The 20,462-nt window shown below is 71.7% G+C and carries 19 protein-coding genes; 14 read left to right on the top strand and 5 right to left on the bottom strand.

The window, feature by feature from the left end; translation table 11 throughout:
- Nucleotides 1-12 precede the first annotated feature (12 nt).
- From D8Y23_RS07620 to ccsB, 7 genes are all read left to right on the top strand, one after another.
- Nucleotides 13-405, top strand: coding sequence for a DUF6264 family protein (locus tag D8Y23_RS07620; protein ID WP_128217561.1), 393 nt, complete (start codon nucleotides 13-15; stop codon nucleotides 403-405).
- Nucleotides 406-517: 112 nt separating this feature from the next.
- Nucleotides 518-1,201: a DedA family protein gene (locus tag D8Y23_RS07615; RefSeq protein WP_128217560.1), complete on the top strand. Its 684-nt coding sequence runs from the start codon at nucleotides 518-520 to the stop codon at nucleotides 1,199-1,201.
- A gap of 87 nt (nucleotides 1,202-1,288) precedes the next feature.
- Complete coding sequence (locus D8Y23_RS07610; RefSeq protein ID WP_128217559.1) at nucleotides 1,289-1,933, top strand: histidine phosphatase family protein; 645 nt, start codon at nucleotides 1,289-1,291, stop codon at nucleotides 1,931-1,933.
- Entirely contained in the window at nucleotides 1,933-2,526 is a 594-nt protein-coding gene (locus D8Y23_RS07605; RefSeq protein ID WP_128217558.1) for a TlpA family protein disulfide reductase, read from the top strand. The genes D8Y23_RS07610 and D8Y23_RS07605 overlap by 1 nt, the downstream gene beginning before the upstream one ends.
- The gene (locus D8Y23_RS07600; protein ID WP_128217557.1) at nucleotides 2,523-3,272 is read left to right on the top strand and encodes a cytochrome c biogenesis CcdA family protein; all 750 of its coding nucleotides are present in this window, start codon (nucleotides 2,523-2,525) and stop codon (nucleotides 3,270-3,272) included. The genes D8Y23_RS07605 and D8Y23_RS07600 overlap by 4 nt, the downstream gene beginning before the upstream one ends.
- Nucleotides 3,273-3,285: 13 nt before the next feature.
- Nucleotides 3,286-4,995 (top strand): cytochrome c biogenesis protein ResB, encoded by a 1,710-nt coding sequence (gene resB / locus D8Y23_RS07595; protein ID WP_128217556.1) that lies wholly within the window; start codon nucleotides 3,286-3,288, stop codon nucleotides 4,993-4,995.
- Nucleotides 4,996-4,999: 4 nt separating this feature from the next.
- Nucleotides 5,000-6,016 (top strand): c-type cytochrome biogenesis protein CcsB, encoded by a 1,017-nt coding sequence (ccsB, locus tag D8Y23_RS07590; protein ID WP_128217555.1) that lies wholly within the window; start codon nucleotides 5,000-5,002, stop codon nucleotides 6,014-6,016.
- A 344-nt stretch (nucleotides 6,017-6,360) separates the two neighbouring features.
- On the opposite strand, the gene D8Y23_RS07585 is transcribed toward ccsB, so the two are convergent.
- The 3 genes from D8Y23_RS07585 to D8Y23_RS07575 form a co-directional block, all read right to left on the bottom strand.
- Nucleotides 6,361-6,843 carry an endonuclease domain-containing protein gene (locus D8Y23_RS07585; RefSeq protein WP_128217554.1) on the bottom strand — a complete coding sequence of 161 codons (483 nt, stop codon included), beginning with the start codon at nucleotides 6,841-6,843 and terminating at the stop codon, nucleotides 6,361-6,363.
- 178 nt (nucleotides 6,844-7,021) lie between these two features.
- Nucleotides 7,022-9,364 carry a YhgE/Pip domain-containing protein gene (locus D8Y23_RS07580; RefSeq protein ID WP_128217553.1) on the bottom strand — a complete coding sequence of 781 codons (2,343 nt, stop codon included), beginning with the start codon at nucleotides 9,362-9,364 and terminating at the stop codon, nucleotides 7,022-7,024.
- Complete coding sequence (locus tag D8Y23_RS07575; RefSeq protein ID WP_128217552.1) at nucleotides 9,361-12,162, bottom strand: MMPL family transporter; 2,802 nt, start codon at nucleotides 12,160-12,162, stop codon at nucleotides 9,361-9,363. Before D8Y23_RS07575 ends, D8Y23_RS07580 begins: the two co-directional genes overlap by 4 nt.
- A 123-nt stretch (nucleotides 12,163-12,285) precedes the next feature.
- Between D8Y23_RS07575 and D8Y23_RS07570 the strand changes: the two genes are divergently transcribed.
- Entirely contained in the window at nucleotides 12,286-12,912 is a 627-nt protein-coding gene (locus tag D8Y23_RS07570) for a TetR/AcrR family transcriptional regulator (RefSeq protein ID WP_128217551.1), read from the top strand.
- Here the strand turns inward: D8Y23_RS07570 and D8Y23_RS07565 are convergent.
- Nucleotides 12,899-13,900: an o-succinylbenzoate synthase gene (locus D8Y23_RS07565; RefSeq protein WP_128217550.1), complete on the bottom strand. Its 1,002-nt coding sequence runs from the start codon at nucleotides 13,898-13,900 to the stop codon at nucleotides 12,899-12,901. The genes D8Y23_RS07570 and D8Y23_RS07565 overlap by 14 nt on opposite strands.
- A gap of 47 nt (nucleotides 13,901-13,947) precedes the next feature.
- On the opposite strand from D8Y23_RS07565, the gene D8Y23_RS07560 reads away from it, so the two are divergent.
- From D8Y23_RS07560 to D8Y23_RS07545, 4 genes are read left to right on the top strand one after another with little or no spacing between them, the layout of a single operon-like run.
- Nucleotides 13,948-14,745, top strand: a complete 798-nt coding sequence (locus tag D8Y23_RS07560) for an LLM class F420-dependent oxidoreductase (protein ID WP_128217549.1) — start codon at nucleotides 13,948-13,950, stop codon at nucleotides 14,743-14,745.
- Nucleotides 14,746-14,749: 4 nt separating this feature from the next.
- On the top strand, nucleotides 14,750-15,652 hold the full coding sequence (locus tag D8Y23_RS07555) for a 1,4-dihydroxy-2-naphthoyl-CoA synthase (RefSeq protein WP_128217548.1): 903 nt from the start codon (nucleotides 14,750-14,752) through the stop codon (nucleotides 15,650-15,652).
- A gap of 28 nt (nucleotides 15,653-15,680) precedes the next feature.
- Complete coding sequence (locus D8Y23_RS07550; protein WP_128217582.1) at nucleotides 15,681-16,829, top strand: AMP-binding protein; 1,149 nt, start codon at nucleotides 15,681-15,683, stop codon at nucleotides 16,827-16,829.
- Between the two features lie 11 nt (nucleotides 16,830-16,840).
- A complete protein-coding gene (locus D8Y23_RS07545) occupies nucleotides 16,841-17,812 on the top strand; it encodes a 1,4-dihydroxy-2-naphthoate polyprenyltransferase (RefSeq protein ID WP_128217547.1) in 972 nt (323 codons plus the stop codon).
- A gap of 4 nt (nucleotides 17,813-17,816) precedes the next feature.
- On the opposite strand, the gene D8Y23_RS07540 is transcribed toward D8Y23_RS07545, so the two are convergent.
- A complete protein-coding gene (locus D8Y23_RS07540; RefSeq protein ID WP_128217546.1) occupies nucleotides 17,817-18,143 on the bottom strand; it encodes a DUF4229 domain-containing protein in 327 nt (108 codons plus the stop codon).
- 74 nt (nucleotides 18,144-18,217) lie between these two features.
- Between D8Y23_RS07540 and D8Y23_RS07535 the strand changes: the two genes are divergently transcribed.
- Together D8Y23_RS07535 and menD are read left to right on the top strand one after the other, a co-directional pair.
- On the top strand, nucleotides 18,218-18,649 hold the full coding sequence (locus D8Y23_RS07535) for a PLD nuclease N-terminal domain-containing protein (protein ID WP_128217545.1): 432 nt from the start codon (nucleotides 18,218-18,220) through the stop codon (nucleotides 18,647-18,649).
- 2 nt (nucleotides 18,650-18,651) lie between these two features.
- Nucleotides 18,652-20,427 (top strand): 2-succinyl-5-enolpyruvyl-6-hydroxy-3-cyclohexene-1-carboxylic-acid synthase, encoded by a 1,776-nt coding sequence (menD, locus tag D8Y23_RS07530; protein WP_128217544.1) that lies wholly within the window; start codon nucleotides 18,652-18,654, stop codon nucleotides 20,425-20,427.
- Nucleotides 20,428-20,462: the final 35 nt, after the last annotated feature.

Raw genomic sequence — 20,462 nt, 5'->3', positions numbered from 1 at the left:
AGGATGTGGCCCGTGACCTATTCCCTCTCGCCGGATTCGTACCGGACGCTGCGACCCGAGCGCTCGCCGCGTTCACCGCGCCGGGGATGGGATCTGGTGCTGACGGTGGTGCTGCTGGTCCTCCTGCCGCTCGCCGCCCTGGCGTGCTCCTACGCCGGGTTCTTCCTCGCCTTCGCCTCCGACGCGTGCGGCCCGGTGACGTGCAACTACGACGTCATGAACGTGGGTCTGTGGTTCGCCGTCATCGCCCCGTGGGTCGTGCTCCTGCTCGCCCTCGTGGTCGCGATCATCCGGCTGGTGCGGCACCGCATCACCTTCTGGGTGCCTCTCGTGGGCATCGTCCTCATGGCCGCGACGTGGTTCATCGCCGCCGCCATCGTGGGCGCCGGGGTCTCGGCATCCTGACCGCCGCCTCACCGGCCGCGACCCCCGCCTCACAGGTCGCGCGAAGGCGGCGGCCCTAGGCTTCGGGCGGGCGTCCGGACGGGCGGCCGATCACCGAGCGCGAAGGCACCCGATGACCGACACCACCCTCACGCTTCCGCGTGCGTCCGCGGAGACCCCCGGCGACCAGTCCTGGCTCACGTCGCTCGCCGACTGGACAGTCTCGCTCATGGAGATCATCGGGCCGGTCGGCGCCGGCGTCGCGATCGCCCTCGAGAACCTCTTCCCTCCGCTGCCCAGCGAGGTCGTCCTCCCCATGGCCGGGCTCACCGCCAGCCGCGGATCGTTCACCCTGTTCGAGGCGCTGCTGTGGACGACCATCGGCTCCGTCGTGGGCGCCTTCGCGCTGTACGGCCTCGGACGCTGGCTCGGTGCGGCGCGCCTGCGCGCGGTCGCGGCGAAGGTCCCGCTGCTGCACCCCGAGGACGTCGATCGCACCGTCGCGTGGTTCGAGCGACACGGCGGCAAGGCGGTCTTCTTCGGCCGCATGGTGCCGATCTTCCGGAGCCTCATCTCGATCCCCGCCGGCGTCGCGAAGATGCCGCTCTGGCGCTTCGGGCTGCTCACCGCGGCCGGAAGCCTCATCTGGAACACGATCTTCGTCCTCGCCGGCTACCTGCTGGGCGAGAACTGGCACATCATCGAGCAGTACGCCGACATCCTCCAGTACGTCGTCATCGCGGCGGTCGCCATCGGCGTCGCGTGGTTCCTGTACGTCCGCGTCCGGTCGCTGCTGGCGTCGCGCCGCGAAGTCTGACGGCCGGAGCGGCCGGGTACGTCACCGTCGAAGCAACGCCGCCCCTCGCTCAGCCGGCCCACAACACCCGCCCGTAGACTGGACGCCGTGCCCGCCGACCGCCTCCATCTCGTGCGCCACGGGGAAGTCCACAACCCGCGCCGCGTGCTCTACGGTCGGCTCCCCGGGTTCGGTCTGAGCGTCGACGGACGTCGCATGGCACGGCAGGCCGCGGATTACGTCCACGGGCTCGAGCGCCCGATCGGTGCACTCGTCGTCTCGCCGCTTCAGCGGACGCGCGAATCCGCGGAACCGTTCGTGACGCTCTTCGGTATCGAGCCGTTCATCGACGACCGCGTCATCGAGCCCACCAACGTCTTCGAGGGGCGGCGCATGAAGCAGGCGCTCGCGAACCCCATGAACTGGCGCCACCTCGCGCGGCCCGCGGTCCCCAGCTGGGGGGAGCCGTACGAGCGCATCGTCGCGCGCATGACCGAGGCGATGGCCGACGCCTGGGAGCGGGTGCCGTCGGGCGACGTCGTCGTCGTCTCGCACCAACTCCCGATCTGGGTGACGCACCTCGCCCTCTCTCGCCAACCCACCCGCCACGATCCCCGCAAGCGCCGGTGCGCGCTGTCGAGCGTGACGAGCTTCGAGCGGCGAGACGGCGCCGCCGGTGCGTCGCGCTGGGTCGAGGTGGCGTACGCCGAGCCGGCCGCGACGGCCGGAGCCGTCGACGTAGGAGCCGTCTGATGCGCCGAATCCTCTCCCTCGCCGCGGTCGCGGCGCTCGCCGTGTCGCTGGCCGCGTGCAGCGCCGACCCGCTCGCCGAGCAGTACCGCGCCGGCGACAACAAGGGCTACATCGCCGCGAACGGCTTCCAGACGCAGGAGATCGCCCCGGAGAACCGAGGGGAACCGGTCGAGTTCACGGGCACGCTCGACAACGGGGCGACCGCGACGAGCGCCGACTATGCCGGTGACGTCCTCGTCGTGAACTTCTGGTACGCCACGTGCGGCCCGTGCATCATCGAGGCGCCGCGTCTCGAGCAGGCCGCGCAGACGTTCGAGGGGCAGGACGTCGCGTTCCTCGGGATCAACACGTACGACCAGCCCGCGACATCGCTGTCGTTCGCGCGCGACAACGGCGTGTCGTACCCGAGCCTGATCGCCGTCGGCGACGCGGAACTGAAACTCGCCTTCGCCGACAAGACGCCGATCAACGCCACCCCCACGACGCTCGTCCTCGATCGCGAGGGGCGCGTCGCCGCCCGCGTGATCGGTGAACTCCCCGAGGCATCCATCCTCGAAGCGATGGTGCGCACCGTCGCCGCGGAGAGCGCGTGACTCCCGGAGCCCTCGTCTTCGACGGAGCCCTGTGGCTCGCGATCCCCGTCGCCCTCGCCGCCGGCTTGATCTCCTTCCTCTCGCCGTGCGTGCTGCCGCTCGTGCCCGGGTACCTCGGCTTCATCGGCGGTTCGGTGACGCCGCGCGGGGGCTCGGCATCCGCTCCCGGACGCTCCCGCCTCGTGTTCGGCACGCTGCTGTTCATCGCTGGCTTCACGCTCGTGTTCATGGCGGTGAACGTCCTCGGCGGGACGGCGGGGGCGTTCTTCATCCGCTACGCCGACGTCATCACGCGCGTCATGGGCGTCGTCATCATCCTGCTCGGACTCGTGTTCATCGGCCTCTTCGGCCTCGCGCAGCGGTCGGTGCGGTTCCAGGCCCGCGGCAACCTCGGGCTCATCGGTGCCCCGCTGCTGGGCATCGCCCTCGGCGTGGGGTGGACCCCGTGCATCGGCCCGACCCTCACCGCGATCCTCTCGGTGTCGTACAACCTGGGCGACCCCGGCCGGGCCGCCCTCCTAGGCTTGGCGTATTCGCTGGGTCTCGGCATCCCGTTCCTGCTCCTCGCCCTCGGCTTCGGCTGGGCGACGCGGTCGGTGGCGTTCATCCGCCGCCACATCCGCGTCGTCAACCTCGCGGGCGGCGCGCTGCTGATCGTCCTCGGCCTGCTGATGGTGACGGGGGCGTGGGGCACCTGGATGTCGAATCTCCAGGGGGTGATGCGCGGTGTCGAACTCCCGCTCTGACCGAGGGACCACCATGACCGATTCCGCCGACGGCGTGCTGCGTCCGTCCGACCACGCCGACGCGGCTCCCGGCTCGGGCGACGACATCGCCTCGCCGCGCCTGGGCGTCGTCGGGTGGCTGCGGTGGGGGTGGCGTCAGCTCACGAGCATGCGCACCGCGCTGGTCCTGCTGCTGCTGCTCGCGATCGCCGCGGTCCCGGGCTCGCTCGTGCCGCAGCGCAGCGCCGACCCGAACGGTGTCACGCAGTACTTCACCGACAACCCCGACCTCGCGCCGGTCCTGGAGAACCTCAGCCTCTTCGACGTCTACACGTCGCCGTGGTTCTCGGCGATCTACATCCTGCTCTTCATCTCGCTGATCGGGTGCGTCCTGCCGCGCACGAAGCACCACTGGAAGGCGCTGCGTTCCGAGCCCCCGCGCACGCCCGCGCGGCTGTCGCGTCTGGACGACCACCGCACCGTGACCGTGTCGGTGCCCGAGGGGCAGGATGCCTCCGAGGTGGCGGCATCCGCCGTCGACACCGCCGCCGCGCAGCTGCGCAAAAGCGGCTACCGCGTCGCCCGGTACGACGGACGCGGAACCTTCTCGGTCTCCGCCGAGCGCGGGTACCTCCGCGAGACCGGCAACCTCGTCTTCCACGCCGCGCTCGTGGGCGTGCTGATCGCCGTCGGCGTCGGCGGCGGCTTCACCTACACGGGGCAGCGCGTCCTGGTGGAGGGGCAGGCGTTCACCAACAGCCTGCTGGATTACTCCTCCTTCAACCCCGGACGCTTCGTCGACAGCAACGCCCTGGCGCCCTACTCGATGACGCTCGACCGCTTCGACGTCACCTACGTCCCTCCCGGACAGCCCGGCTCGGGGCAGGCCGGCGACTTCGCCGCCAACGTCACCACCCTCACTCCGGGCGGCGAGCGCCAGGAGGGGCAGGTGCGCGTCAACCACCCGCTCGACGTGCAGGGCGACCGCGTCTACCTGCTCGGCAACGGCTACGCGCCCACCGTGACGATCCGCAACGCCGAGGGCGTCGAGGTGTTCCACGATTCCGTGGCCTTCCTCCCTCAGGATGCCAACATGACCTCGCTCGGCGTCATCAAGGTCGCCGACGGCATGCCCGAGCAGCTCGGCCTCATCGGGTTCTTCTACCCGACGATGGACACGCTGACCTCGGGCGCCCTCACCTCCACGTACGGCGATCTCGAGTACCCGGTGCTGACGCTGCGCGTCTACGCCGGCGACCTCGGCATCGACGACGGCACCCCGCGGTCGGTGTACACCCTCGACCCGACCGACATGACCCAGATCGCCGGCGGCGACAGCGGCACCCCCGCGCTGACCCTCATGCCGGGCGACACACAGGACCTCCCGAACGGCCTGGGCTCGATCACGTTCGAGAACGAGGCGCCCGAGGGGGCGACGGGCTACGCGGGGTCGGTCAAACGGTTCGCGTCGCTGTCGATCCACCGCGATCTCGCCGGACCCTGGGTGCTCGCCTTCGCGACGCTCGCGACGCTCGGCCTCCTCGCCGCGCTCTTCGTGCCGCGCCGCCGCATGTGGGTCAAGGCGACGCCGGAGGGATCCGCGATCCGCGTCGAGTACGCCGGCCTCGCCCGCGGCGAGGACCCGACGCTCGCCGCCGCCGTCGACCAGGTGGTCGAGCGGCACCGTTCCTCGCTCCCGGCTCCGGACGACCAGAGCCGCCCCGACACCGGAAAAGTAGACTGAGACCATGCCCGGAACCGACCCGCTCCTGCTCGACGAGATCTCCCTCCTCCTCGTGTGGACGGCTGTCGCGATCTACGTGCTCGCCTTCATCGCGTACGCGATCGATCTGGCCCGCCGCTCCGACCTGGCGATCAAGGCCAAGGACGAGGTCGTCGCGCGCGAGCTCGTCACCGCGGGAGGCGGCGGCGTCATCGACGCGTCCGGCGGGGCCTCGGCATCCGGGGGTTCGGTCACGAAGCCGCGCTACCTGTGGGCCCGCATGGGCACGGCCCTCATCGCGCTCGGCTTCCTCTTCCACCTCGCCGCGACCGTGCTGCGCGGCATCGCGGCCGAGCGGGTGCCGTGGTCGAACATGTACGAGTTCGCCCTCACCGGCGTGCTGCTCGTCGTCGCGGTGTACCTCGTCGCGCTGACCCGCTTCGACCTCCGCTTCCTCGGCTCGCTCATCAGCGGACTGGCCGTGGTGCTGCTGGGCGGCGCGACGCTGGCGTTCCACGTCGAGGTCGTGCCGCTCGCCGACCCGCTGAAGTCGGTGTGGCTCGTCATCCATGTCTTCGTCGCGTCCCTCGCCACGGCGCTGTTCGCCCTCGCGTTCGGCCTCTCCGTGATGCAGCTGCTGCAGGCGCGCCGTGAGCGCAAGCTCGCGATCGCCGCCTCGACGGATGCCGCGCCCCCGCGCCGGAGCTTCCTGCAGACGCTGCCGAACGCCGACGCCCTGGAGTCGCTGGCCTACCGCTTCGCCATCGTCGGGTTCATCTTCTGGACCTTCACTCTCATCGCCGGCTCGATCTGGGCCAACGACGCATGGGGCCGCTTCTGGGGCTTCGACACCAAAGAGGTGTGGACGTTCGTCATCTGGGTGCTGTACGCGGGATACATCCACGCGCGCGCCACCCGCGGCTGGCGCGGCACCCGCTCGGCGTGGTTGTCGATCATCGGCTTCGTCGCGGTGCTGTTCAACTTCACGATCGTCAACGTCTTCTTCAAGGGTCTGCACGCCTACAGCGGCCTGACCTCCTGACCCCGGCGCGGGCGGCCTCGCGTACTCAGTCGAGCGTCCAAGACACTCGGCCGGGAGTCGGCCTGGCGTTCGTCGTACCTGTTCAGTGTCCAAGACACGCGGACGCGCTCGCATCGCATCCGCGTGTCTTGGACACCGAACGTGGGGCGACGGGGCTGAGCGCCGCCCGGCGGTCCGGGCGGTCCGGTGCGGTCCGGTGCGGTGCGGGGCGGTGCGGGGCGGTCCGGTGCGCCAGCGCCACCCGTGTTGAGTGTCCAAGACACGCGGATGTGGCTCGGTGGCATCCGCGTGTCCTGGACACTGAACGGGGCGATGCGCGGACTCAAGATCTCGCGATATGGGGATCAGGAGTTCGGGTGCCAACCACGCGAGAACAGAGCCGCGCGCACGGGCGCGACGACATCGCGCTCAGGGTTTTGCAGGTGGTGGTCCAGCACGCGGATGAGGAGCCAGCCGGCACCCGCGATGGCTGGCCAGCGGTCGGCATCCCGGCGGAATTGTTCCATCGAGGCATGCTGGCGACCGTCGTACTCGACGGCGACGCGGTACTCGCGATAGGCCAGGTCCAGACGCGCGATGAACCGTCCCTCGTGAAAGAGATCCCCGTTCAGTTCAGGTTCGGGAAATCCGGCGCGGTGAAGCAGAAGGCGGAGGTCCGTCTCGCGTGGGGACTCGCAGCCGGGGCGGGCGAGGTCGAGAGCCGCGTCGAGGTCGGCGGCGCCGCGTCGACGTAAGCGCTCGGTAGCCGCTCGAAGATCGTCGCCGTCTGCGTCCCCGCGGGTCAAGATCGTGTCGGCAACGGCCACGAGGGCGTCGAGAGGGATCATTCCGCCGAGCTGCACCCTGGGGAGGAAGGTGCGTGTCCGCCACCCCGCCCGCGTTCAGTGTCCACGACACGCGGACGAACGGTCGGGTCGTCCGCGTGTCTTGGACACTCAACCCATGTCGCGGTCCGATCGCGCGCGCAGCACGGCACGACTCCACACGACACTCGCCCCCGGGCCGCTACACGGGCTGGGCGGCGGCGCGGAGGGACGCGGTGCGGCGCCGGATCACGACGAGCGTGGTGACGATCAGCGCGAGCACCGCCCACACCGCGAGGCCCACGATCCCGGCGCCGACGCCGCCCGACGAGGCGAGAGCCCCGAGCATCGAGCTGTAGGCCGGGGAGGTCGGCAGCAGCGACGCGAGCCCCGCGAGAACGGGCGGCACCGTCGAGACGATGTTGGCCGCCAGCGCCAGGGCTCCCACGATCGCCGCGATCCAGCGACCCGCCCCGCCGAACACGGCCACGAGCGCCTGATTCACCGCGGCGAACGCCACACCGGCGGCGATGCACACCAGCGCGAAGAGAGCCCAGTCGCTCCAGTCGTAGTCGGATGCCACCTGAACGACGCCCGCGACCAGCAGGCCCTGCACGGCGCCGACGATCGCCGCGGGGGCGAAGCCGCGGAGGGCGACCAGGCCGGAGGCGCGTCGGCTCGTGAGCGCCCGCGCCGAGACGGCCTGGAACACCACGAAGGAAGCGAGAGCGCCGAACCACAGCACGGCCATCGCCAGCAGCGGCACGGCAGAGACGCCGAACAGCGAGTCGCTCACGCCGGTCGTCGAGACGGGATCGGCGACGACCTTCGCAAGGCTCGTGGCCTGGTCGTCGGTGTACGTCGGGATCTGCGCGACGGCGGTGTCGAGGCCGTCAGCGAGGGAGGAGGTGCCGGATGCCACCTGCTCCACGCCGTCGGCCAGCTGAGAGGCTCCGTCGCCGGCGCTGTCGACTCCCGTCGCGAACTGCGACGCCCCGGACGCGGCATCCTGGGCACCCGTCGCGAGCTGTGACGCGCCGTCGGAGAGGCCCCGGACACCGCCCGCGACGAGCGCGGCGCCGTCGCGCGTCTGCGCGAGTCCGCCGGCGACGCCCTGCGCGCCGGTGTCGAGGGCTGCCGCGCCCGACTGCACCTGACGGGCGCCGTCGGCGAGCCCGGTGGCTCCGGCGGCGAGGCCGTCGACGCCGGTGGCGATGTCGTTCAGCCCGCTCTCGGCGTCGCGCGCGCCCGCGGCCAGCTCGGTCGAGGCGTCAGCGAGCTGGGTGTTGGCGGCGGCGATCGCGCGCACCCCGGCGGGGAGTTCGGCGGCCTGCCCCGCGATGTCGCCGATGTCGGTGACGGTCTGCTGCGCCTCGGGCAGGGCGGCGTTCGCGCGGTCGGACGCGGCGCGCAGCTGGGCGCACAGTTCCGGTGTCGCCGTCGAGTCGCAGGAGTCCGCGAGCCGCTGCAGGTCGGCGGCGGCGGTCGCGAGCGCGGTGTTCACGCGCGGGGCGGCGGCGGCCACGTCCTTGGCGGCCTGTTCGAACCCCGGCGGAATGGCATCCGCGATCGCGCTGACCTCGGTCGCGAGCTGCCGGTTGCCGTCGGCGACGGCATCCATGCCCGTGCCCAGGCGTCCGACGCCGGCGGCCGCGTCCCGCGTCCCGACGCCGAGCTGGGTGGCCCCGTCGGCGAGCTGCGTCGCGCCGGGGGCGAGGAGCGCGGCACCGCTCGAGAGCTGACCCGCGCCGTCGGCGACCTGAGCCGCGCCGGCGGCGAGGGGGACCGTTCCGGCCGCGAGCTGCTCGGCGCCGGTCGCTGCCTGACCCGCTCCGTCGGCGAGCTGATCCGTCCCGGTGGCCAGGGCGCCCACGCCGCTGGAGAGCTGTAGCGCTCCGGACGACAGGGGCCCGAACCCGTCGCGCAGCGCGAACGCCCCGTCGGCCGCCTGGCCGGCGCCGTCGGCGAGCTGCTGCGCACCGCTGGCGGCGTCGCCCAATTGCTCGCCGAGCGTGGTGAACCCGAGGAAGACGTTGGTCAGGTACTGCGACGACAGCTCGCTGCCGAAGACGGAGGAGGCGGTGGATGCCAGCTGCGCGGTGATCGCCCCGTCGACGACGCGCGCGTCGGGCGCGGTCTGGACTCCGATGGTGGCCTGTTCCGGCGTCTCGCCGGGTCGGGTGGAGAGGGCGGCCGCGGTGAAGTTCTCGGGGATCGTCACGACCGCGGTGTAGGTGCCGTCGGCGAGGCCGGACGCGGCGTCGTCGTCGTTGGAGATGACCCAGTCGATGTTGCTCGGCTGGTCGTCGGCGCCCTGGACGAGTCCGCCGGTGAGCTGACGTCCGAGTGGCACGAGCTGGCCGTTGAGCTCGACCGCTTCGTCGTCGTTGACGATCGCCGCGGTGATGTTGTCGAGACGGTCTGTCGGGTTGTAGAGCGCACCGACGAGGATGCCGCCGATCACGGCGGGCAGCAGAAGCACGCCGATCAGGGTGAGCCAGGTGACGGGGCGACGCGAGCGGGAGCGCTCGACGGGGACGGTCATGCGAACACCTCGGAGAGATCGGGGGAGGACTCGGGGGCCGGGCGGTGCCGGTGCGGTGCGGGCAGGGCCAGCGAGGTCACATCGGGTCGGTGCGCGTCGGCGAGCAGCGCGAGGGCGCGGCGCTCGTCGCGGGCCGACACGACGAGCGTGAACGCGGACTCCGCGTCGTCTCCGCGTTCGCGCGCGGCGACGGCCGCCCGCCGCAGGGCTTCGGCGATGTCGTCGCGCGCGTCGGCGTCGAGACGGTCGACGTCGCACAGGACGGCGAGGCGTGTGCGGCCCGCCAGTGCGCGGGTGACCTCGTCGACAGCGGTCTCGGCGTCGTCGAGCAGTGCCAGCCCGACGCGGGAGCGTACGGCGCCCGCTCGTTCGGGAAGCAGGAGCCCGTCGACGCGTAGGCGCCCCTCGATGGCGGAGAGGCGTCCCGCGAGCGCGAGCAGCACCGGACGGGTGACGCGGGTCTCACCGGTCACGAGCAGCGTGCCGCCGTACCCGACCCGAAGGTTCACGTCGGCGAACGCCGGTTCGTCGTCGTCCGAGGCGGTGGCGGCGCGCAACTCGTCGGCGGCCACCGCGATGGCCGGCTCGCTCGGCCACTCGCGCAGGCCGATCTCGCGTTCGACGGCCTCGCCCTCGACGTCGAGCTTGGGGAGCAGGCGGTCGAGCCACCGTGGCATCCACCAGGCCTTCGCTCCGAGGAGTGCCAGGATCGCCGGGACCAGGGTCATGCGCACGAGGAACGCGTCGACGGCGACGCCGACGGCGAGACCCAGTGCGATCGGCTTGAGGCTCGAGTCGCCTTCCGGGACGAACGCGACGAACACCGAGAACATGATGACCGCGGCGGCCACGACGACGCGGGCCGAGCCCTGGAAACCGCTGCGGACGGCGCCGAGCGCCACCTCCCGGGGCGTTCGGCCGTCCCGGGTGGCGTGGACGTAGTCCTCGCGCATGCGCGAGACCAGGAACACCTGGTAGTCCATGGCGAGTCCGAACAGCACACCCATGAGGACGATCGGCATGAAGCTGATGATCGGTCCGACCTTCGCAACGTGGAGGGCGTCGGCGAACCACCCCCACTCGAACACCGCCGCGACGACACCGAATGACGCACCGACCGACAGCAGATAGCCGCCGGCGGCGGTGAGGGGCACCCAGATCGAGCGGAAGACGATCATGAGGAGGATGAGGGAGAGGCCGACGACGAACAGGCCGAACGGGAGCAGTGCGGCGCCGAGCTGATCGGAGATGTCGATGGTGACCGCGGTATAGCCGGTGACCAGCAGGCGGACGCCGAACTCGTCGTACAGGCGGTCTTCGGCGCCGCGGAGCTCCCGCACCAGATCTGCCGTGCGGGGGTCCTCCGGACCCGTCTCGGGCACGATCTGGACGATGCCGGTGTCGGCCGTCTCATTAGGCGTGGCCAGAGCGACCTCGGCGACGCCGGGGATCTTCGCGACCTCGTCGCCGATGTTCTGCATCAGCGTCAGCGGGTCGTTGGAGGTCACGATCGTGCCGGTCATGATGAGCGGGCCGTTGGCGCCCGGACCGAAGTACTCCTCGGTGAGTTCGTACGCGGTGCGCGCCTCGTTGCCGGGCGGCAGCTGGCCGGCGGTGGGGAGGGTGAGGGCGAGGCTGCCCGCGGGGATGGCGGTGACGCCGAGGAGCCCGATGATCGACACCGTGGTGACGACGGGGTGCTTCGTGATCAGCCCGACCCACCGCGCAGCCGGGCCGTGCGCGCGCTTGTCGGCCGTCGCGGCCGTGCGTCGGCGCCAGCCGACGACGCGGCCCTTCGCGAAGCCGAGGAACGCGGGCGTCAGGGTCAGCCCAATGCACACCGCGATGGCGACGGCGACGGAGGCGGCTACGCCCATGGTCGTCAGGAACGGGATGCCGGCGAACCCCAGGCCGATGAGGGCGATGAGCACCGTGATCCCCGCGAACACCACGGCCGACCCGGCGGTGCCGGTGGCCCGCGCGGCCGATTCCTCGGGGTCCATCCCCTCGCGCACCTGGTCTTGATGTCGCGACACGATGAAGAGGGCGTAGTCGATGCCGACGGCGAGGCCCAGCATGACCGCCAGCAGCGGGGTCGTCGACGACACCGTCGCGAAGCCCGTCGCGATGAAGATGAGGGCGACCGAGAGCGCCACGCCGAGGATCGCGGTGGCCAGTGGCATCCCGGCCACGAGGAACGAGCGGAATGTCAGCATCAGCACGATCGCGGCGATCACGACGCCCAGCGCTTCCGTGATGCTCGCACCCGGGATCTCGGTGGCGAACAGCTGTCCGCCGAGGACCGCTTGCGAGCCGGAGGGCAGGGTGTCGCCGAGAGCCGTGGTGTCCTCGCGAAGGCCCTCCTCGGTGGCGGCCGGCACCGCGGTGGCCTCGCCGGAGAACTGGATGCGGACGATGGCGGCCCGACCGTCGTCCGATACGCCGCCGGAGATCCGCTCGTCGAAGGGGTTGGTCACGGCCTCGACGAAGTCGAGCTTCTCGATGTCGGAGACGGTGGTGCCGATGGCATCCTGATACGCCTGATCCCGCACGCTCGCACCGTCCGCCGAGACGACGACGATGTCGGCGCCCGCGCCGCTCACCTGCGGGAAGGTGCGCGAGAGCATCTCGAGACCCGCCTGCGACTCGGTACCGGGGATCGCGAAGGTGTTGTCGGTGCCCTTGGCGAAGAGCGCCACCCCGCCACCGGCGAGCGCGAGGATGAGCAGCCAGGCCGACAGGACGCGCCAGGGGTGGCGGTACGACCAGCGGCCCAGGGTGTACAGGAAAGTGGACACGGTGGCTGCTCCCGAGGTCGGCGGTGGGTCGATACAGCACCGTATCGGATACAACACTGTATCGTAGTCAGGAGGGGGCGGGCTCAACCTGAGTCTCGCCCGTGAAACCCGAGGAGCACGGCAATGACCGACACCGCATCGGCGCCGTCGCGACGACGGGAGAACACCCGGACCCGGTTGATGGATGCCGCGGCCCAGCTGTTCGCCGAGGAGGGGATCGACGCGTCGTCCGTGGAGGCCATCTGCGAGCGCGCCGGCTTCACCCGGGGAGCCTTCTATTCGAACTTCGCCTCCAAGGAGGAGCTGTTCCTCGCGCTGTGCGAGCGGTCGGCTGAGACGACGCTGGCGTCGTTGCGCGCGCGCATCGCCTCACTCGAGGCCGAAGATCTGGACGCCCACACGGAGCTGCGCAACCTCGTGCAGCAGGTGCTCGAGGTCGCCGCTCAGGACCGCCTCGACGTGCTGCTGAACGCGGAGATCCGGACGCAGGCTCTGCGCAACACCGACTTCGCGGTCGCCTACCTCGCGCTCGACCGAGGACTGAGCGAGAACGTCTCGCAGCTCGTGAGCGACGTCGCCGAGGCGCGCGGGCTGCGCCTGCGTGTCCCCCCGGAGGCGGCGACGGAGCTGCTGCTGTCGATGTGGGTGTCGGCGACCGAGCACGCGCTCATCGCCGGACGCGACCCGCGCGCCGCGCAGCCGGAGCTCGCCGCGCGCCTCTCCCACCTCCTGACGCTCATCCTCGAGTGACGTCGTCCTCGAGAAGTCGATAGCAGCGCGCGAGGCGCTGCAGCCACCAGTCGCACCGGTCGGTGGGAGCTTCGACCCGGTCGAGGGTCGCCGTCGTCGGCGTCGCGCGGCTCACCGAGAGTGATCCGCCCACGGGGAGGAGCGGGGCGCCGACGACGTCCGCGGTGAACAGGGCGGCGGTGCCCAGCCCGCAGTCGTAGTCGAGGTCGGGGAGCGCCGCGGCCAGAGCCAGGCCCATGGACAGTCCCACCGAGGTGTCGAGGGCGCTGGAGACGACGGCGGGGAGCCCGGCCTCCGCCACGATCGCGAGCGCCGCACGGACACCGCCGAGCGGCTGCGCCTTGATGACCAGCAGGTCGGCCGCGCCCGCGCGTGCGACGCGCAGCGGGTCGTCCGCCTTGCGCACGCTCTCGTCGGCGGCGATCGGGATGTCGAGGTAGCCGATGCGTTCGCGCAGCTGCGCGAGCTCCTCGACCTCCCCGCACGGCTGCTCGATGTACTCGAGATCGAACTCGGCCAGGGCGTGCACAGCGCGTTCGGCCTCGTCGACGTTCCATCCGCCGTTGGCGTCGATGCGGACACGCCCCTCGGGCCCCATCGCCGCGCGCACCGCTCGCACGCGCGCCACATCGTCGGCGAGCACCTGCCCCGCTTCGGCGACCTTGACCTTGGCCGTCCGGCATCCGTCGTACCGTGCGAGGACCGCGTCGACCTCGGCCGCGGCGACGGCGGGCACGGTCGCGTTGACGGCCACGCTCGCGCGGACCGGCGGGGGAGTGGGATGCCAGCCGAACTCGATCGCCGCGGCGAGCCAGGTCGCGGCCTCGGGATCGCCGTACTCGGCGAAGGGCGAGAACTCCGTCCAGCCCTCGGGTCCCTCGAGCACGACGGCCTCCCGCGTGCGGATGCCGCGGAACCGGGTGGCCAGGGGGAGGGCGACCACGCGGGCGGTGGCGAGGACGTCGGCGAGCGGGGGGAGGGGACTCATCACCCCATCCTGGCCTCGGCGTCGGACGCCGGGAATAGGCTGGCCGCATGCTCTTCGACACCCCGGTCCGGCTCGGCGTCCAGATCCAGCCGCAGCACGTGCAGTACTCCGACATCCGCGACGCCGTCTTCCGGCTGGAAGAGATGGGCGTCGACATCCTGTTCAACTGGGACCACTTCTTCCCTCTCTACGGCGACCCCGACGGCGAGCACTTCGAGTCGTGGACCATGCTCGCGGCCTGGGCCGAGCAGACCGAGCGCGTCGAGTTCGGTGCCCTCGTCAACTGCAACAGCTACCGCGGCGCCGACCTGCAGGCCGACATGGCCCGCACCGTCGACCACATCAGCAAGAAGGGCGGCGACACCGGTCGCTTCATCTTCGGCACCGGCTCGGGCTGGTTCCAGCGCGACTACGACGAGTACGGCTACGACTTCGGTACCGCCGGGTCGCGACTGAACGCCCTCGCGACCGACCTCGACCGCATCGTCGAGCGCTGGGGCAAGCTCAACCCCGCCCCGACCCGCAAGATCCCGGTCATGATCGGCGGCAAGGGCGAGCAGAAGACGCTGCGCATCGTCGCCCGCCACGCCGACATCTGGCACAGCTTCGTCACCCCCGACGAACTGCCGCACAAGTTCGGGGTCATCGAGCGCTGGGCCGAGACGGAGGGTCGCGATCTGTCGGGCCTGGTCGTGTCCAACGAGCTGAAGGACCGCGACGAGACCGTCGCCGACGCCCTCTACGACGCCGGCACGCGCCTGTTCACGCTCGGGTTCGCGGGTCCGGACTGGGACTACTCGATCGTCGAGCGCTGGCTGGCCTGGCGGGACAGCAAGAACGCCTGATCCCGTGAGCGTCTCCGACATCTTCGACCCGGCCGAGTGGACCCTGGCGCCCGGTGCCGAGGACTACACCGACATCACGGCCCACGTCACGCACGACGGCCGGGTGGCCCGGATCGCGTTCGACCGCCCCGAGGTCCGCAACGCCTTCCGGCCGCACACCGTCGACGAGCTGTACCGGGCCCTTGATCTCGCGCGTCAGGACCACCGGATCGGCGTCGTGCTCCTCACCGGCAACGGGCCCAGCCCGAAGGACGGCGGATGGGCGTTCTGCTCGGGCGGAGACCAGCGGATCCGGGGCCGCGACGGCTACAAGTACTCCGACGACGAGACGGCCGTCGCCGACCACGGTCGCGCCGGGCGGCTGCACATCCTCGAGGTGCAGCGTCTGATCCGGTTCATGCCCAAGGTCGTCATCGCGGTCGTTCCCGGGTGGGCGGCGGGTGGCGGTCACTCGCTGAACGTCGTGTGCGACCTCTCGATCGCGAGCGCCGAGCACGGTCGGTTCAAGCAGACGGATGCCGACGTCGGATCGTTCGACGCCGGCTACGGCTCGGCGTACTTCGCACGCCAGATCGGGCAGAAGTTCGCGCGCGAGGTCTTCTTCCTCGCCGAGGAGTACTCCGCGCAGCGCGCATACGAGATGGGCGCGGTCAACCGGGTCGTCCCGCACGTCGACCTCGAACGCGAGGCGCTGGCGATGGCGCGCACGATCCTGACGAAGTCGCCGACCGCGATCCGCATGCTCAAGTTCGCGTTCAACGCGGTCGACGACGGTCTCGTCGGCCAGCAACTGTTCGCCGGCGAAGCCACGCGCCTCGCCTACGGCACCGACGAGGCGGCCGAGGGACGCGATTCGTTCCTCGACAAGCGCGCCCCCGACTGGTCGGACGTCCCGTGGCACTACTGATCCCGGGATGCCAGGACCCGGCGCGCTCGTGAAGCTGGAGCGTGCGGCATCCGAGGATCCGCGCGATGTGTTGCGCGCCCTGCGTCACGCGGTCCTGGGAGCCGGGCCCGCGGTGGCCCTCGGTGCCGGATCGGCTCTTCCGGGGGAGGTGCCGGCGGGGACCGCGGTGGTCATCACGACGTCGGGATCGACCGGCGTTCCGAAGTCGGTGGCGATCGGGCGCAACGCCCTGATCGCGAGCGCGTTCGCGACATCCGAACGGATCGGTGCGGGAGCGTGGTTGCTCGCCGTCCCCGCGACCTACGTCGCCGGCGTGCAGGTGCTCGTCCGGGCGCTCGTGAACGGGCGGGAGCCCGCGGTGCTCGCCGGGCCCTTCCGCCCCGAGCCGTTCGCCGCGGCCGCCCTCGGAATGGCGTCGCACGAGGACGGCGCCCGCGTCCCCACCTATACGTCCCTCGTCCCGGCCCAATTGCAGCGGCTGCTCGACGCGGCCGAGAGCGACCCCGATGTCGCCCGGGCGCTGCGGTCGTTCGAGCGCATCCTCATCGGCGGGCAGGCCCTCGCCCCCTCTCTGCGCGAGCGCGCCGAGGCGGCCGGCGCACGGATCGTGCGCACGTACGGCTCGAGCGAGACCAGCGGCGGCTGCGTCTACGACGGCGTCCCGCTCGACGGGGTGGCGCTCGCGATCGTCGACGGCGAGGTGCGCGTCTCGGGCCCGACGCTCGCCGACGGCTACGTCGGCGATCCGGACCGCACCGCCGAGATCTTCCCCACGGATGCCGACGGCACCCGGTGGTACCGCACGGGCGACGCCGGCGTGCTCGCCGACGGAGTGCTGCGGGTCACGGGCCGCCTCGACAACGTCATCGTCTCGGGCGGCGTGAACGTCTCGCTGGACCGCGTCGAGGCGGTGGTGCACGGCCTCCCCGGTCTTGAGAGCGCCGTCGTGATCCCGACGGAGGACGCTCGGTGGGGTCAGGGCTCCGCGGTCGTCCTCGGCGCATCCGATCTCGACGAGCAGGAGACGCTGGAGCGCGTGCGAGCGGCGGTCGCCCGGGCGATCGGGCCCGCCGCCCGGCCCGCGCGGGTGATCGTGGTCGAGGCGCTGCCCGTCCTGGCATCCGGCAAGCCCGATCGCGCCGCCCTGCGGCAACGCTTCGGCTCCGCGAAGAATTAGGCTCTCTCTCCGTGGCAGCACAGTCTCGCAAGCGCTCGCGTCCGGCCCCGAAGCGGCGTCCCGGCGGCAACCCCCAGAAGGCGCACCGTCCGGTGTCGCACGCACCGGCCCCCGCGACCGCGCGCGACTGGATCGGAGCCGCACGCCTGCGGACGCTTCCGCTCGCGATCACGCCCGTGCTCATCGGCACCGGTGCCGCGACGCTCGTCGACGATCGGCTCCACTGGGTCATCGCGCTCGCGTGCCTCGCGGTGGCGTTCGCTCTGCAGATCGGCGTCAACTACGCCAACGATTACAGCGACGGCATCCGCGGAACGGATGACGTCCGTGTCGGACCGGGGCGCCTGACCGGGGGTAAGAAGGCGAAGCCGCGCACGGTGCTCATCGTGGCGCTGGCGTTCTTCGCGCTCGCCGCGCTCGTGGGACTCGCGCTCGTCGTCCGCACCGGCCAGTGGTGGCTCATCGCCGTCGGCGCGGCGTGCATCGTCGCGGCCTGGTTCTACACCGGCGGCAAGCGACCCTACGGCTACAACGCGCTCGGCGAGGTGTTCGTCTTCGTGTTCTTCGGCCTCGTCGCCACCCTCGGCACCACGTGGCTGCAGGTGCAGTCGCTGCCGCAGGAGGCGTGGTTCGGTGCGGTGGCCGCGGGGCTGCTCGCCTGCGCGGTGCTGCTCGCGAACAACCTCCGCGACATCGACCAGGACCGGCTCGCGGGTAAGCGCACGCTCTCGGTGCTCATCGGTCGGCGCGCGACGCAGGTGCTGTTCACGCTGTTCGTGCTCGTGCCGTTCGGTATCGCGGCGTTCCTGGCGCTGGTGTACCCCATCGCGTGGCTCACGCTCATCGCGCTGCTCGGAGCGCTCTCGGCGATCCTCATCGTCTGGACCTACCGCGCGCCCCGCGAACTTATCGTGGCGCTGCAGGTCACGAGCTTCACCTCGGTCGGGTACGGCGCGATCCTGTTCTGGGCGTTCGTGGCCTGAGAGCTCAGCGGCGGGCTTCGGGGTCCGCGGCCTCTCCGCGGTCGTCGTGCGTGGAGTCCACCACGGCATCCTCGACATCGGCGTCGCGCTCGGCCGCCGTGCGACGGTTCGCGGCGCGGCGTTCGGCACGGCGCTCGGCGAGGTCGCCGGTCACGTGATCCAGCGGCCGACGCAGGAACAGCAACGACAGGCTCAGGCCGATGAGAGCGGCGAAGACCGCGGCCAGCCACGGCAGCTCGCGGAAGACCGGGAACAGCAGCAGGATGCCGAGCGGCACGAGGAACGCGAGCAGACGCAGCACCGTATAGACGAGGGCGGAACGGGCACGCATACAACCACTCTACGACCGAGCCATCGCCGCCCGGCGCCCGGCCCCCGTCCAGGCAGCGCCGGTAGAATCGGAGGATGGCACGCCTGCTGCTGATCCTGGCGCTCGTGGCGACCGCGTTCTGGGTCTACACGATCGTCGACTGCGCCGTTCAACCGGCGACCCGCCATCGCGGAGTCAGCAAGCCCGCGTGGCTGGTGATCGTGATCCTGCTCCCCGTTCTCGGTGGCATCCTGTGGTTCATCGTCGGACGGGGCCGCACCTCGCAGCAGGCCGCACGTCGGGCGCCCGACGACGATCCCGAGTTCCTCGGCGGCCTCTCGGCCCATGCCCGCGCCGATCAGGACGAGCGCATCCGCCGCCTGGAGGAAGAGCTCGCGCAGCTCGACTCCGAGGCCGACGATCCCCGCGACACCCGCCCGGCCCCCGAGGCCGATGGCGACGACGGCGACGGCACGCCCGGCAAGGGCGACGACGACACGCGCGGTCAGCGCGGCGCCGTCGGCTGAGCGTGGAATCGGCGGAACGGGGGCCGCAGGCCCCGGCCACCGATGCGACCGCGGCGCTGCTCGCCGGCCTCGTCTCGCGCGGGGTGCGGCACCTGGTCGTCAGCCCCGGGTCGCGTTCGCAGGCGCTCGCCCTGGTCGCGGCGGAACTCGAGCGTGCCGGGCTCGTGCGTCTGCACGTACGCATCGACGAACGCGTCGCGGGCTTCACCGCCCTCGGAATCGCCCGCGAAACCGGTGTGCCCGCCGCCGTGATCTGCACGTCGGGCACCGCGGTCGCCAACCTCCTGCCTGCCGCGCTGGAGGCTCATCACTCCGGCATTCCCCTGCTGCTGGTGACCGCGGATCGCCCACCGGAACTGCGCGGGGTCGGGGCCAATCAGACGACGCGTCAGCCCGGGCTCTTCCATTCGGCGACCCGGTTCGAAGCAGACCTCCCGGTTCCGGAAGTGGTGGATCCGGATGCCACGACCCCGCAGACCGACGACTTCGACGCCATCGCGGCGACGGCCCTCGCCGCGTCCGTCGGCGAGGGTGCGCGTGCCGCCGGGCCCGTCCACCTGAACGTCCCGGTGCGTGAGCCCCTCGCGGGGGCGGTACCCGCGTGGCTCCTCGAGCGCGCCACTCGCTCCGCTCCGGCCGACGAGGCCACCGGGATCGACGCGTCGGGAGCGCTCTACCAGGGCGGCGGCGGGATCGGGACCGCCGATGTCGCCCCCGAATCGGACGCGGTCTTCGTCCTCGACCCGGGGCCGCGCACCATCGTCGTGGCTGGAGCGGACGCGGGCCCGGCCGCCGAAGAACTCGCCCATCTGGGTGGTCTCCCGCTGGTCGCCGAGATCGTCAGCGGTGCACGGTTCGGTCGGCACGTCGTCCACGCGTATCGCGCCCTGCTGCGCGAGGCCCATCTCGGCGGTCGTGTCGAGCGGGTCGTCGTCTTCGGTCATCCCACCCTCAGTCGTGAGGTCGCGCTCCTGCTGGGGCGCGACGACGTCGACGTGATCGCGGTGCGGGGGCCCGGCGAGCCCGTGAACCTGAACGGCCAGACCCGGGCGGTGGATGCCGTGCGCGCAGGCGAGGCGTCGGACCGCGAGTGGCTGGGGGAGTGGATGCGGGCGTCTCGGGCCGCCGCCGTCGACCTCAGCCCGCCGGCGCCCGATGCCGACGGACTCAGCTCGGCCGTGCCGCACGAACGTCTCGGGGCGATCAACGCCGAGGTCGCCGTCATGCGCGCGCCCGTCGACCGGGCCGCTCTCGTCGACGCCGTCTGGCGCGCGACCTGGCCGCACGACCGGCTCGTGTTCGGGTCGTCGCGTCTGGTGCGCGTCGCCGACGAGCTGCTGGCGGGCAAGAGGGTGGCGGTCCACGCCAACCGGGGACTCGCGGGCATCGACGGCACGATCGCGACCGCGACCGGGGTCGCTCTCGCGAGCCAGGGCGAGGACCGCCCCGGCGTCACGCGTCTGATCCTCGGAGATCTCGCGTTCCTGCACGACGTCGGCGCCTTGCTGCTCCCGCCCGAGGAGCACGAGCCGCGCCTGCAGGTCGTCGTCGGCAACGACGGCGGCGGGACGATCTTCGACGGTCTGGAGGTGGCGGGAGTGGCCGGCGTCGACGCGATGGAGCGCGTGCAGTACACGCCCCAGAACGCGCGGCTCGAGCACCTCGCCCTGGCGTTCGGCTGGGAGTACCGTCGCGTGACGACTCGCGTCGCACTCGATCAAGCGCTCACTTCGGCGGTAGCCGGGCGACAGCTCATCGAGGTGCCGCTGGCGCGCTGAGGACGGTCCGTCAACCGCTGGCATCCCGAGCATCC

It is taken from the genome of Microbacterium enclense (assembly GCF_004022425.1).
GTDB lineage: Bacteria > Actinomycetota > Actinomycetes > Actinomycetales > Microbacteriaceae > Microbacterium > Microbacterium enclense_A.
The sequence above is the reverse complement of the archived record's forward strand: the minus strand, read 5'-3'. Positions and strand labels throughout refer to the sequence as shown.